At 70.7% G+C, this 13519-nt stretch carries 11 protein-coding genes; 7 read left to right on the forward strand and 4 right to left on the reverse strand.

Features of this window, described 5'->3' with window-relative positions; all coding sequences use genetic code 11:
• Positions 1-195: 195 nt before the first annotated feature.
• Positions 196-975 carry a transcriptional repressor LexA gene (gene lexA / locus ACFVIU_RS03715; protein ID WP_385840406.1) on the reverse strand — a complete coding sequence of 260 codons (780 nt, stop codon included), beginning with the start codon at positions 973-975 and terminating at the stop codon, positions 196-198.
• Positions 976-1539: 564 nt separating this feature from the next.
• Between lexA and nrdR the strand changes: the two genes are divergently transcribed.
• Both nrdR and ACFVIU_RS03725 read left to right on the forward strand, forming a co-directional pair.
• Positions 1540-2091: a transcriptional regulator NrdR gene (gene nrdR, locus ACFVIU_RS03720; protein ID WP_385840407.1), complete on the forward strand. Its 552-nt coding sequence runs from the start codon at positions 1540-1542 to the stop codon at positions 2089-2091.
• A gap of 163 nt (positions 2092-2254) precedes the next feature.
• Positions 2255-5146: a vitamin B12-dependent ribonucleotide reductase gene (locus tag ACFVIU_RS03725; protein ID WP_385840408.1), complete on the forward strand. Its 2892-nt coding sequence runs from the start codon at positions 2255-2257 to the stop codon at positions 5144-5146.
• 70 nt (positions 5147-5216) lie between these two features.
• Here ACFVIU_RS03725 and ACFVIU_RS03730 read toward each other — a convergent pair whose 3' ends face one another.
• A complete protein-coding gene (locus ACFVIU_RS03730; protein ID WP_385840410.1) occupies positions 5217-5750 on the reverse strand; it encodes a TerD family protein in 534 nt (177 codons plus the stop codon).
• Positions 5751-5904: 154 nt separating this feature from the next.
• Between ACFVIU_RS03730 and ACFVIU_RS03735 the strand changes: the two genes are divergently transcribed.
• The 5 genes from ACFVIU_RS03735 to ACFVIU_RS03755 all read left to right on the forward strand — a co-directional run bounded on the left by ACFVIU_RS03735 (position 5905) and on the right by ACFVIU_RS03755 (position 9953).
• Positions 5905-6510 carry a YdbC family protein gene (locus ACFVIU_RS03735; RefSeq protein WP_385840411.1) on the forward strand — a complete coding sequence of 202 codons (606 nt, stop codon included), beginning with the start codon at positions 5905-5907 and terminating at the stop codon, positions 6508-6510.
• A 107-nt stretch (positions 6511-6617) separates the two neighbouring features.
• Complete coding sequence (locus ACFVIU_RS03740; RefSeq protein ID WP_385840412.1) at positions 6618-7277, forward strand: histidine phosphatase family protein; 660 nt, start codon at positions 6618-6620, stop codon at positions 7275-7277.
• Positions 7278-7289: 12 nt separating this feature from the next.
• Positions 7290-8201, forward strand: coding sequence for an ADP-ribosylglycohydrolase family protein (locus ACFVIU_RS03745; protein WP_385840413.1), 912 nt, complete (start codon positions 7290-7292; stop codon positions 8199-8201).
• A 351-nt stretch (positions 8202-8552) separates the two neighbouring features.
• The gene (locus tag ACFVIU_RS03750; RefSeq protein ID WP_385840415.1) at positions 8553-9254 is read left to right on the forward strand and encodes a ribonuclease HII; all 702 of its coding nucleotides are present in this window, start codon (positions 8553-8555) and stop codon (positions 9252-9254) included.
• Between the two features lie 69 nt (positions 9255-9323).
• Complete coding sequence (locus ACFVIU_RS03755) at positions 9324-9953, forward strand: hypothetical protein (RefSeq protein ID WP_385840416.1); 630 nt, start codon at positions 9324-9326, stop codon at positions 9951-9953.
• Positions 9954-10418: 465 nt separating this feature from the next.
• Here ACFVIU_RS03755 and ACFVIU_RS03760 read toward each other — a convergent pair whose 3' ends face one another.
• The gene (locus ACFVIU_RS03760; RefSeq protein ID WP_385840417.1) at positions 10419-11039 is read right to left on the reverse strand and encodes a hypothetical protein; all 621 of its coding nucleotides are present in this window, start codon (positions 11037-11039) and stop codon (positions 10419-10421) included.
• Between the two features lie 267 nt (positions 11040-11306).
• Entirely contained in the window at positions 11307-13463 is a 2157-nt protein-coding gene (locus ACFVIU_RS03765) for a RecQ family ATP-dependent DNA helicase (RefSeq protein ID WP_385840419.1), read from the reverse strand.
• Positions 13464-13519 lie beyond the last annotated feature (56 nt).

A 13519-nucleotide genomic window follows, 5' to 3' on the forward strand; every position in this document is an offset into this window, starting at 1 on the left:
GGGCGCCGCGCGGGGGGGGGGGGGGGGGGGGGGGGGGGGGGGGGGGCGCGCCGCCCCCGGCGCCCCCCCCCCCCCACCCCCGGAGAGGTGCGTGACCGGCCCGTCGGGTGGGGTGAAACGCAGGACCCCGGAACCGGCGCAGGGGTCCCGGGGCCCGGTCAGGGAGCGAGCCGGCCGGCCCGCCCGCCGCGGCTGTCACACGCGGCGCAGCACGGCGACGACCTTGCCGAGGATGGTCGCGTCGTCACCGGGGATCGGCTCGTAGGCCGAGTTGTGCGGGAGGAGCCAGACATGGCCGTCCTCGCGCTTGAAGCGCTTCACGGTGGCCTCGCCGTCGAGCATGGCGGCCACGATGTCGCCGTTCTCGGCGACCGGCTGACGGCGGACCGTGACCCAGTCGCCGTCGCAGATGGCGGCTTCGATCATGGAGTCGCCGACGACCTTGAGGACGAACAGTTCGCCGTCACCGACGAGCTGGCGGGGGAGAGGGAAGACGTCCTCGACGGACTCCTCCGCGAGGATCGGGCCACCGGCCGCGATACGGCCGACCAGCGGGACGTACGACGCGGCGGGCTTGCCGGCGGTGTCCGTGGGCTGCACGGTGACGGCCTGGTCCGAACCGCGCACCTCGTACGCGCGCGGGCGGTGCGGGTCGCGGCGCAGGAAGCCCTTTCGCTCGAGCGCCATCAGCTGGTGCGCGACCGAGGAGGTGCTGGAGAGCCCCACGGCCTGGCCGATCTCACGCATCGACGGCGGGTAGCCTCGACGCTGCACGGAGTCCCTGATGACCTCGATCACCCGGCGCTGCCGGTCGGTGAGCCCCGAGCTGTCCGCCCGGATGCCTGGAGGTCGGCCCGGCAGAGAGCGCTTGTGCACCTCGGGATTCATGGCTTCGTTCATCGCGTGTACCGGCTCGACTCGGCCCTGGGAGCGGTCCTGGGCGGTGATGGTGGCACTGTCTGCGGTCGTGGTCACGTCGGCCCCTCTCGATGGTCTCCCTGCTGCACAACGGTAGATGCTTTCGAAAGGTTGCGCCAAACACACGTTCGAGTGAAAAAGTGCGTTTCACCTGACGTGATCATGTGTCTGGGTGTAATGGCCAACGCGGTGTCTGGCGGACAAAAGCGTGCATTGTTGTACTCTTCACCGCCGGGGTGGGTGACCTCGTGGGCCGCTTCCCCAGTCTGCCATCCGGACTCCGGTCCGCCCGGATCCGGGCCCTCTTCTGTGCCGGAGTCCTACGGCTCCTCCGTGCGGCGCCCACGCTATCTCCGCAAGCGCCACAGCGGCACGGCTCTGCGTCCGCGTGTCCGGCGCGCCGCCGCCGGCAGCCGCGACCGGCCGCTTCACCGCGACACGCGCGCCGGCCTCGCTGAATGAGTTGATCCCCACATCTAGTGGTTGGATGGCTACCGCGGCCCACAAATTGTGGTCCCCCCGGTCTGAGTCGGGCCCGCGATCGCCTATGCTTAGGGCTGCTTCGCGGGGCCTTTGGGTCCAGTGGGGCTCTTGAGTCTGCTGTGAGGAGGGTTGGAGAACATGCACTGCCCCTTCTGCAGGCACCCCGACAGCCGCGTGGTCGACAGCCGTACGACCGACGACGGCACGTCGATCCGCAGGCGCCGCCAGTGCCCCGACTGCTCCCGTCGTTTCACGACCGTGGAGACGTGCTCGCTCATGGTGGTCAAGCGGTCCGGAGTCACCGAGCCTTTCAGTCGCACCAAGATCATCAATGGTGTGCGCAAGGCATGCCAGGGACGGCCTGTCACCGAGGACGCGCTCGCCCAGCTCGGCCAGCGGGTCGAGGAGGCGGTGCGGGCCACCGGGAGCGCCGAGCTGACCACCCACGATGTGGGGCTGGCCATACTCGGCCCGTTGCAGGAGCTGGACCTCGTCGCCTATCTGCGGTTCGCCTCGGTCTACCGGGCGTTCGACTCGCTCGATGACTTCGAGGCCGCCATCGCGGAGCTGAGGGAGGCGACGCGAGGACCCGCCGCGGACGAGGAAGACGCGGACACGGGGAGCCAGGAAGACGATCGCGGGCCCGCGGGGACCACTTCGGTTCCCGTGCCCGCGCACGCCGCCGACTGACCGGCGGGCCGGAAGCCGGGGGAGACCCGGGTTCCGGCCGCGAGGCGGCGACCGAAGACCTGTTGCGGGTGGCAGCTGAGGGTGCCCGCAACACAGACAGAACACCGTGCCACGGGAACAAACGGGGCACTTCAGGGCGTTTTTGCCCGTACAGGGAGGCGGCATGACAGAGACGGCGAGCGGTCCGGCGCGAGGTTCCCGAGCCAAGGGCACCAAGGCGGGTAGCAAGGGACTGCACATCGAGCGCATCCACACCACCCCCGGCGTACACCCGTACGACGAGGTCTCGTGGGAGCGTCGTGACGTCGTCATGACCAACTGGCGCGACGGCTCGGTCAACTTCGAGCAGCGTGGCGTCGAGTTCCCCGACTTCTGGTCGGTGAACGCGGTCAACATCGTCACCAGCAAGTACTTCCGCGGTGCCGTCGGCACTCCGCAGCGCGAGGTCAGCCTCAAGCAGCTGATCAACCGCATCGTGAAGACGTACCGCAAGGCCGGTGAGGACTACAAGTACTTCGCCTCGCCCGCCGACGCCGAGATCTTCGAGCACGAGCTGGCGTACGCCCTCCTGCACCAGATCTTCAGCTTCAACAGCCCGGTCTGGTTCAACGTCGGCACCCCGCAGCCCCAGCAGGTCTCCGCCTGCTTCATCCTGTCCGTCGACGACTCCATGGAGTCGATCCTCGACTGGTACAAGGAAGAGGGCATGATCTTCAAGGGCGGCTCCGGCGCCGGCCTGAACCTCTCCCGCATCCGCTCCTCCAAGGAGCTGCTCTCCTCCGGCGGCAACGCCTCCGGTCCCGTCTCCTTCATGCGCGGCGCCGACGCCTCCGCCGGCACCATCAAGTCCGGTGGCGCCACCCGCCGTGCCGCCAAGATGGTCGTGCTCGACGTCGACCACCCCGACATCGAGGACTTCATCGAGACCAAGGTCAAGGAGGAGGAGAAGATCCGCGTCCTGCGCGACGCGGGCTTCGACATGGACCTGGGCGGCGACGACATCACGTCCGTCCAGTACCAGAACGCCAACAACTCGGTCCGTGTGAACGACGAGTTCATGAAGGCGGTCGAGAACGGCACCGGCTTCGGCCTGCGCGCCCGCATGACCGGCGAGGTCATCGAGGAGGTCGACGCCAAGGCGCTCTTCCGTAAGATCGCCGAGGCCGCCTGGGCCTGCGCCGACCCCGGCATCCAGTACGACGACACCATCAACAACTGGCACACCTGCCCCGAGTCCGGCCGGATCACCGCGTCGAACCCGTGCAGCGAGTACATGCACCTGGACAACACGTCCTGCAACCTGGCCTCGCTGAACCTGATGAAGTTCCTGAAGGACGACGGCAAGGGCCACCAGTCCTTCGAGACCGAGCGCTTCCAGAAGGTCGTCGAGCTGGTCATCACCGCGATGGACATCTCGATCTGCTTCGCGGACTTCCCGACCCAGAAGATCGGCGAGAACACGCGCGCGTTCCGTCAGCTCGGCATCGGCTACGCCAACCTCGGCGCCCTGCTGATGGCCACCGGCCACGCGTACGACTCCGACGGCGGCCGCGCCCTGGCCGGCGCCATCACCTCCCTGATGACGGGCACGGCCTACCGCCGTTCCGCGGAGCTGGCCGCGGTCGTCGGTCCGTACGACGGCTACGCCCGCAACGCCGACGCCCACAAGCGCGTCATGCAGCAGCACGCCGACGCCAACGGCACGGCCGTCCGCATGGACGACCTGGACACCCCGGTGTGGGCCGCCGCCACGGAGGCCTGGCAGGACGTCGTCCGTCTCGGTGAGAAGAACGGTTTCCGTAACTCCCAGGCGTCCGTCCTCGCCCCGACCGGCACCATCGGTCTCGCGATGTCCTGCGACACCACCGGTGTCGAGCCCGACCTGGCTCTGGTGAAGTTCAAGAAGCTGGTCGGCGGCGGCTCGATGCAGATCGTCAACGGCACCGTGCCGCAGGCCCTGCGCCGCCTGGGCTACCAGGAGGAGCAGATCGAGGCGATCGTCGCCCACATCGCCGAGAACGGCAATGTGATCGACGCCCCCGGCCTCAAGCACGAGCACTACGAGGTGTTCGACTGCGCCATGGGCGAGCGCGCCATCTCCCCGATGGGCCACGTCCGCATGATGGCCGCGATCCAGCCGTGGATCTCCGGCGCCATCTCCAAGACGGTCAACATGCCGGAGACGGCGACCGTCGAGGAGGTCGAGGAGATCTACTTCGAGGCCTGGAAGCTCGGCGTCAAGGCGCTCGCGATCTACCGCGACAACTGCAAGGTCGGCCAGCCGCTCTCGGCCAAGAAGAAGGAGACCGAGGAGAAGAAGGCCGAGCAGCCCGCGGCCGTCGAGCCCAAGGTCGAGAAGGTCGTCGAGTACCGCCCGGTGCGCAAGCGCCTCCCGAAGGGCCGCCCGGGGATCACCACGTCCTTCACGGTCGGCGGTGCCGAGGGCTACATGACCGCCAATTCGTACCCGGACGACGGTCTCGGCGAGGTCTTCCTGAAGATGTCCAAGCAGGGTTCCACCCTCGCGGGCATGATGGACGCCTTCTCCATCGCCGTCTCCGTCGGCCTCCAGTACGGCGTGCCGCTGGAGACGTACGTCTCGAAGTTCACCAACATGCGCTTCGAGCCGGCCGGTATGACGGACGACCCGGACGTGCGGATGGCGCAGTCGATCGTCGACTACATCTTCCGCCGCCTGGCGCTGGACTTCCTGCCCTTCGAGACCCGCTCCGCGCTCGGCATCCACTCCGCCGAGGAGCGTCAGCGTCACCTGGAGACCGGTTCCTACGAGCCGGCCGACGACGAGGTCGACGTCGAGGGCCTGGCCCAGTCGGCGCCGCGGACCCAGGAGCTGAAGGCGGTCGCCACGCCGAAGGCCGAGACCGAGGCGGCCCAGCCCGCCCCGAAGCAGGCGCACACCAGCGCCGAACTGGTGGAGATGCAGCTGGGCATCCAGGCCGACGCCCCGCTCTGCTTCTCCTGCGGTACGAAGATGCAGCGGGCCGGTTCCTGCTACATCTGCGAGGGCTGCGGCTCGACCAGCGGTTGCAGCTGATGACACGCCGTTCCTGAAGTAAGGGGCGCCGGCCATGGCCGGCGCCCCTTACCCGTGCGCGGCCTCGGCGTCAGGGCTGGTGCGCCCGGCCCATCACCCGGGTGAAGGCAGCCGGGTCCTCGTCGAAGCCGTGCACCCCGGGCCGGAAGGCCCAGTCACCGGACTCGTCCCGTACGAACTCGGCGATCGTGGCTGCCGTCGCGTCGGCAACCGACCCGAAGTCGTCCGCCGCCAGTACCGTGTAGCCCTCCCGGACACGCAGGGCGGGGTTAAGGACCTCGGCGAACGTCCGGCGTCCGTAGCGCTGCTGGATGACGACACCGACCACCGCGCGCGCGTACCGGCCGTCCAGGCGGTCGAGTTCGAGGGTCATGACCTCGTCCCAGCCGAAGCCCCTGCCGTCCGTGCTGTCCCGGTCCAGGAATATGGTGCCGTCCGGTGAGCGGCTGTCGAAGTGCACCAGATAGGCCGGTGGCCCGTAGGCGTCGCCCGAGACGAACGTCGCGGCGATGATGTCCAGATCGGTGGGCGGCTGACCCGCGGGACTGGGATCCCACTTCACCCCGACCTCGACCTTGCGGATTCCCTTGCTGAAGCCGGTCACCAGGCCTCCCCTTCCCCCTGCGGGCTCCCTCGTCCCCCAACTCCCGTGAAGCCAGGGCTGCTTGTCCATCGTGCCACGCGCGCGGGGGCGCACGCGCGGGCGATCTCCGCCGGAGCGTGACCGACGCCACGCCCGGTGGCCTTACGATGGCGCGGTGCTGGTCAAGTGGATTCGCTGCACCGTGGTGGACCGCCGCGGCTTCGAGCGGGGGCAGCGGAAATGGGCGGGGCTTCCGGGGGAGCCGGGTTTCAGGGGACAGGGCGGAGGGTGGAGCCGGCAGCGGCCGGGGGTCGCGCACATCTTCGCCTTCTGGGAGAGCCGTGCCTTCTACGACTCCTTCATGGCCCGCTCGCACGACCGGCTCGCGGCCGCCCAGTCCGGCACGTTCAAGGACGCCCAGACCAAACTCTTCGAGTACCGCTTCGACGTGAAGACGGGCTTCGAGCCGCGCTTCACCGACACCGACCTGATCCGGGTGGCCCTGTGCCGGGTGCACGAGGAGCGCGTCGAGCACTTCACCCTCATGCAGGAGAAGGTCTGGAACCCGGCGATGGCCGGTTCCCCCGGCATGATCCGCGGCATGTTCGCCGAGGCGCCCGAGCATGAGTTCCTGATCCTGTCGATGTGGCGGTCGGCCGCCGAGCACGGCAAGTACCGCACCGAACGCGTGGAGCGCCTCGCCCTGCGGGCCCAGACCGAGGCGGACATCGCCGCCCTCTCGGGTGACATCGTGGACCTGGAGCCGACCTGGACGGTCTGAGCAGCCACCCCGGAGGTTGGAAAATCCAACGCTGCGTCGGTGTGACCTACGCCGTATGGACCCCGTACGAGTGCTCGACCATGCGCCGTTCGATCTAGGGTTTTGGCATGGCACGACCACGGCGCATCGTCCTTGTCCGGCACGGCGAGTCAACGGGCAACATTGACGACTCCGTGTACGAGCGGGAGCCCGACCACGCGCTCGCCCTGACCGAGCGCGGCTGGAGACAGGCCGAGGAGACCGGCAAGACGCTCCGCGAACTCTTCGGCCGGGAACGCGTCAGCGTGTACGTCTCCCCGTACCGCCGTACCCACGAGACGCTCCGCGCCTTCCACCTCGACCCGCAGCTGATACGCGTCCGCGAGGAGCCCAGACTGCGCGAGCAGGACTGGGGCAACTGGCAGGACCGCGACGACGTGCGCTTGCAGAAGGCCTACCGCGACGCGTACGGCCACTTCTTCTTCCGCTTCCCGCAGGGAGAGTCCGGTGCCGACGTGTACGACCGGGTCGGCGGCTTCCTGGAGAGCCTGTTCCGCAGCTTCGAGGCCCCCGACCATCCGCCGAACGTGCTCCTGGTGACGCACGGGCTCGCGATGCGGCTGTTCTGCATGCGCTGGTTCCACTGGACCGTCTCCGAATTCGAGTCGCTGTCGAACCCCGGGAACGCCGAGATGCGCATGCTCGTTCTGGGAGACGACGGCAGGTACACCCTTGATCGGCCGTTTCAACGCTGGCGCGAGCCGGTGCCCTACTGGATTGGCGGATAAAGTGGCAGAGCGATGACCGCTGACCTCTCTACCCTCGGGCGCCTGGAGCGCGCCCTGGCGAGCCTGCGCGGCCTGGCCGTGGGGGACGCCCTGGGCTCCCAGTTCTTCGTTCCGGCGAACCACTCCCTGCTGAAGCGGCACGAGCTGCCCGCGGGTCCCTGGCAGTGGACGGACGACACCGAGATGGCCTGCTCGGTGGTGGCCGTCCTCGCCGCTCACCACCGCATCGACCAGGACGCGCTGGCCCGCTCGTTCGCCGAGCACCATGACTTCGACCGGGGCTACGGCCCTGCGGTCAACCGGCTGCTCCGGCTGGTCCGCGAGGGCGAGGACTGGCGGGAGCTGGCCGCTGGGCTCTTCCACGGCCACGGCTCCTGGGGCAACGGGGCGGCCATGCGGATCGCCCCCCTGGGCGCCTGGTACGCGGACGACCCCGAGCAGGCCGTCCACCAGGCGGAGATCTCCGCGTATCCCACGCACCAGCACCGTGAGGCCGTGGTCGGGGCCATGGCGGTGGCCGCGGCCGCCGCGCTGGCCGGTTCGCCGGACGGCCCGCCCACCCCGGAGGCGCTCCTCGACGGAGTCGTCGCCCTGGTGCCCAAGAGCGCGGTCGGCCAGGGGCTGCGCCGTGCCCGGGACATGCTGGACTACGGCGACGCGGCCACCGTCGCGGCCGTGCTCGGCTGTGGACGGCGTACCAGCGCGCACGACACCGTTCCCTTCGCCCTCTGGTCCGCGGCGCGGCACCTCGGCGACTTCGAGACGGCGTTCTGGACGACCGCTCAGGTGGGCGGGGACGTGGACACCACCTGCGCGATCATGGGCGGCATCCTCGGTGCGACCAAGGCCGGAGCGCCGCCGGCCGAATGGACGGAGCGGACCGAGGCACTCCCGGACTGGGTACCGACGGGCTCCGACGGGTGAACTCCGGACATGCGGATTCACGAATGCGATGAGTGGGAGTGGACTGCGCTAGGGGGCGGTTGGGGGGCGCGTCCAGGGTGCCCTGACTAAGTCCCTGTGCGGTAAGCGTATTTGGCCCCTCCGAGGCGCGCGGCAGGCGGTTTCCTGTCGCCGCTACGGCCGTGACGGCACGCCGTCTAAATGTGTGCACCAGCGAATGCGCTGACGCGCGACCGCACGGGTGTGACCGGCGGGCCGACGCCCCTTCCGCTGCCGTTCCGAGCGTTCCCGGAGTCCGCTCCGGCCCTCTCGGAACCGGTGGGGAGACCGGGGTGTCGCGGGCCGATCCCGGCGGCGTACGCTAAGGGCGCCATGCCGTACGAACCTCCTACTCACACCGTCGAGCGCTCTCTTCGCGCCACGACCGGAGCCAAGGTCATTGCCGGTGTCGACGAGGTGGGGCGCGGCGCCTGGGCCGGGCCTGTCACCGTCTGCGCGGCGATCACCGGACTTCGCCGGCCGCCCGAGGGCCTGACCGACTCCAAGCTGCTGACGCTCAAGCGGCGCACGGAACTCGCCGAGATCCTCCGGACCTGGGTGACGGCCTATGCGCTGGGGCATGCCTCCCCGGAGGAGATCGACGACCTGGGGATGACAGCTGCCCTGCGGCTCGCGGCGGTCCGTGCCCTGGACGCCCTGCCGGTCCGCCCCGAGGCCGTCATCCTCGACGGGAAGCACGACTATCTCGGTGCCCCCTGGCGGGTGCGTACGGTGATCAAGGGCGATCGGTCCTGCGTGGCCGTCGCTGCGGCGTCGGTGATCGCCAAGGTTCAGCGCGACAAAATGATGGCCGAACTGGGTATCGACCATGCAGACTTCGGATTTGCGGACAACGCCGGGTATCCGTCGCCCGTGCACAAGGCCGCACTGGAGGAGCGGGGGCCCACCCCGCACCACCGCTTGTCGTGGGCGTATCTTGATGCGTTGCCTCAGTGGCGGCACCTCAAGAAGGCCCGCAACTGGGCGGACGGAAGCGTTCCGGAAATCGCAGGTCAGCTCGGCTTCGATTTCTGACCGGTTCCGCTCGCACTGATGTGCCACCCGGCCATCCGCGCCGCACCAACGTTTGATAAATATCAGCTCATGCCTCTCATTCCCGAGGAGCCTCAGATTCACGAGAGTGCCCAGGGTCCCCGCGCCACGCCGGCCAGTGGCCGCACCGCGCCGACCCCCCGCCCCGTACCCGGCCCCCGCCCCGCGGCTCCGGCCCGCCCCGGTCGTCCCGGCCCCCTGCGGCCGACGCCGCCGGTGCAGCGCACTCCGCGTGACGTGGCTCCGGCCAATCCGGGCCCGTCCGGTCCGGCCGCTCCCGCCGCCGCTGCGGCCCCGCAGATCCAGCTGATCCCGGCCTCGGCCGAGGGTGCGCTCGACGCCGCCGACGAGGCGGTGGACCTGCTGCTGGACTCGGGTCGCGCGCCTGGCGACGTCCTCGTGCTCACCACCGGTGCCCAGCACCCGTGGGCCGAGCACGAGCTGTCCTTCGGTGAGGCGTCCTACTGGGCGCAGCACGACGCCGGTGACGACGTCTTCTACGCGGACGGCGCCCACGCCGCCCGTGCCGCCTCCCGCCCCGTGGTCGTCGTGGCGGTCAACGGAGGCCCCGCCTCCGCAGCTGCCACCGCGCTTCCGCTGGCCCACGCCCGGGCCGGTGCGCTGCTGATCGTCTGCGGTGACCCGCAGCAGATCAACTCGGTGCTGGGCGCCGGCGTCTGAGCCGCTCCCGGCACCCCGGGGTGCCGGGGTGCCGCAGGGGCCGCCCCGGCGGTATACGCACGGTGCGGCTTGCCGCGTGCCCGGACGCCGGGCGGCTGCTCCGCTCCGGCGGGTCCGCCCGCGGATCCCGGCGATACGCCCGGGTGGTCGTGCGGAGCCCGGGTACGGCACTGACACGTGCTGTGCCGGTCCGCGCGGCCCGGGGCGGCACGTCCGGCCCCTGTGTGTCGGTCGGTTCACCCCGCCCGGCTGCGAGCGGCGAAGCCGCGGGGCACGGTGTGCCGATGCCGATGCCGATGCCGATGCCGATGCCGATGCCGATGCCGATGCCGATGCCGATGCCGGCCGGGCCGGACGCCCGTACCGGGTGGCTGTGCACGGCGGCGGGCTCACGACCCGGCCACCCCGCCCTTCCGCAGGACCTCCTGGTCCCGTACGGCCGCCCGGAGCCCGGTGCGGTGTCCCTCAGCGGGCCGCCGCGCGGCGCAGCACCTCGGACATCGGGCCGCCGGTGCGCGGTGCGGACGGCGGAGCCTCCGACGTGGCGAAGGGCTCCGGCGCGGAGTGGGCGTGGGGACGGCGGCCACCGCGCCCCTCACCGAGCACCTGCCATCCGTCCTGGGTCAGCGTGATGTAGGCACCGCAGCGCAGCCCGTGCAGCGTGCAGGCGTCGCGCAGCCCCCACATCCAGGCCCCGTCCTCCTCCGTCCAATGTCCTTCGCCCTCACGGCAGTAGAGCAGGACGGCGGTGCGCACCGGCGCCCGGCGGCGCAGGTCGTGCGGGATGATCCGGCGCAGCTGGGCGAGCAGCGCGTTGCGGAACATCCACCCGTCGGCCGGCGCGGTACGGCGGGTGAACGAAGCGCTGGCACACAGCCGTTCATCCGGATCCAGCACGGCCACGATCGCCGTGGACGGCTGCGGGTGATGGCGGGCGTGCAACCCGCTGACGACCTCACGGGGGTTGCGCAGCAGGGGGATTCCGGCGGCGGCCCACTCGGCCGGCTCGAGCAGGCGACTGGCGGAGGCGGCGGACGCTGACGTCGTCAACGAGGCCGCCGAGGACGAGGCGAATCCGAAGGTCACGTTCCTCCCTTCGGCTACGCGCCCACACTGGGGGCGAGGTCGGATTCGGGGGAGCCCGCGCCGCAGCGAAGCCCAACCGGACCACGGACGAACCGTGCAGGGAGCGGATCTCAATTCTTCCTGTCGAACGTGGATGCGGCAACGAGCAATTGGGGCCACCGTCTGTTATCTGATGGTGCGGGGCTTATATCCCTACCCACAGAGCCGGCTGACGACGCCTGAGGCGCCTCGGCACAGCACCTCAGGTCGCCGCCGACTGTCGCGGGGTCAGCCTTGGACCGCGAGGACCAGCGGCAACACCGCGCGCGCACCGGATCTGCGCAGCTGGCGCGCCGCGACCGTGAGGGTCCAGCCCGTCTCTGTGAAGTCGTCGACCAGCAGCACCGGACCCTGCGCCGAGGCCAGGGCCGACGCCAGGCCGGGCGGCACCGTAAGCGCCCCGTCGAGGGCCTTCAACCGCTGTGCGCTGTTGCTGCGTGGCACCCGCGGCGCGTCCTCGGCGTACTCCACGGAGCCGAGCAGCGGCAGCCGCCCGATCTCGGCGATCCGGGCCCCGAGGGAACGGATCAGCAGGGGACGGCTGCGCGAGTCGACGGTGACCACACCCACCGGACGTTCCTGGGCGTGCGGGGCCCCGGACGCCCAGCCGCCGGGGCCCTTGGCCCAGTCCGCGAGGACGCCGACCACGGCTCGTGCCACGTCGTCCGGTACGGGAGCGTCCGCCGCCTGAGGCGCGAACAGAGGACGCAGCCGATTGCCCCAGCCGATGTCCGAGAGGCGGCCGAGAGCCCGGCCCGGCGCGGCCTGTTCGCCGGCCGGGATACGGCCCTTGAGGTCGATGCCGATGGCCGGCAGCCCGGTCGGCCACATCCGGCGGGGCTCCACCTCCACCCCGGCGCGGCCCAGGTCGCTGCGCGCGGCGTCCAGGGCCACGGCGGACGTGTCGACGGTGAAGCGCGGCCCGGCGCAGTTGTCGCAGCGACCGCAGGGCTTGGCGCCCTCGTCGTCCAGCTGACGCTGAAGGAACTCCATCCGGCACCCGGTCGTGGTGGCGTACTCGCGCATCGCCTGCTGCTCGGCCGCGCGCTGCCGGGCCACCCAGGCGTAACGCTCCGCGTCGTACGACCAGGGCTGTCCGGTCGCGGTCCAGCCGCCCTTGACGCGGCGCACCGCTCCGTCCACGTCGAGCACCTTCAGCATCGTCTCCAGACGGGAACGACGCAGCTCGACCAGGGGTTCCAGAGCAGGCAGCGACATGGTTCCGTCCGCCCGGGCGAGGACGTCCAGGGTGCGCCGGACCAGGTCCTCGGGGGGAAAGGCGAGCGACGCGAAGTACTCCCAGATCGCCTCGTCCTCCTTGCCCGGCAGCAACAGCACCTCGGCGTGCTCGACACCGCGGCCGGCCCGGCCGATCTGCTGGTAGTAGGCGATGGGGGAGGCGGGCGAGCCCAGGTGCACCACGAAACCGAGGTCGGGCTTGTCGAAGCCCATGCCGAGTGCGGAGGTGGCGACGAGCGCCTTGACCCGGTTGGCGAGCAGGTCCTCCTCGGCCTGCTGCCGTTCGGCGTTCTCCGTCCTGCCGGTGTACGAGGCGACCGTGTGCCCGCGCTGCCGCAGGAAGGCCGTGACCTCCTCGGCGGCCGCGACGGTCAGGGTGTAGATGATGCCGGAGCCCGGCAGCTCGTCCAGGTGGTCGGCCAGCCACGCCATCCGGTGTGCCGCGTCCGGCAGCCGCAGCACACCGAGACTCAGACTCTCCCGGTCCAGCGGTCCGCGCAGCACCAGGGCGCCCGACGTACCGCCCGTGCCGAGCTGGTCGGCGACGTCCGCGGTGACGCGTGCGTTGGCCGTGGCGGTCGTGGCCAGCACGGGGACGCCCGGCGGGAGTTCATTCAGCATCGTCCGCAGCCGCCGGTAGTCGGGCCGGAAGTCGTGGCCCCAGTCGGAGATGCAGTGGGCCTCGTCCACCACCAGCAGCCCGGTCGCCGCGGACAGCTTGGGCAGGACCTGGTCGCGGAACTCGGGGTTGTTCAGGCGCTCCGGGCTCACCAGCAGAACGTCCACGTCACCGCGCTCGACCTCCGCGTGGATGGAGCCCCACTCCTCCGGGTTGGCCGAGTTGATGGTGCGTGCCCGGATCCCGGCGCGGGCGGCCGAGTCGACCTGGTTGCGCATCAGGGCCAGCAGGGGCGAGACGATCACGGTCGGGCCGCTGCCGCGCCGGCGCAGCAGGGCGGTGGCGACGAAGTACACCGCGGACTTGCCCCAGCCGGTGCGCTGCACCACCAGGGCTCGCCGGTGCTCCTTCACCAGGGCCGCCACCGCCTGCCACTGATCTTCCCGCAGCCGCGCCGAGCCTCCCGGGTCCCCGACGAGTTCGGCGAGGATGGCATCGGCTTCGGCGCGCAGTTCCAGGTCGTCCATGGCTCCATGCAACCCGATGCCACCGACAATCAGCCACCAGGCCCGGTCACGGCTGT

Origin of the sequence: Streptomyces sp. NPDC127190 (assembly GCF_042672505.1) — a bacterium.
Lineage (GTDB): Bacteria > Actinomycetota > Actinomycetes > Streptomycetales > Streptomycetaceae > Streptomyces.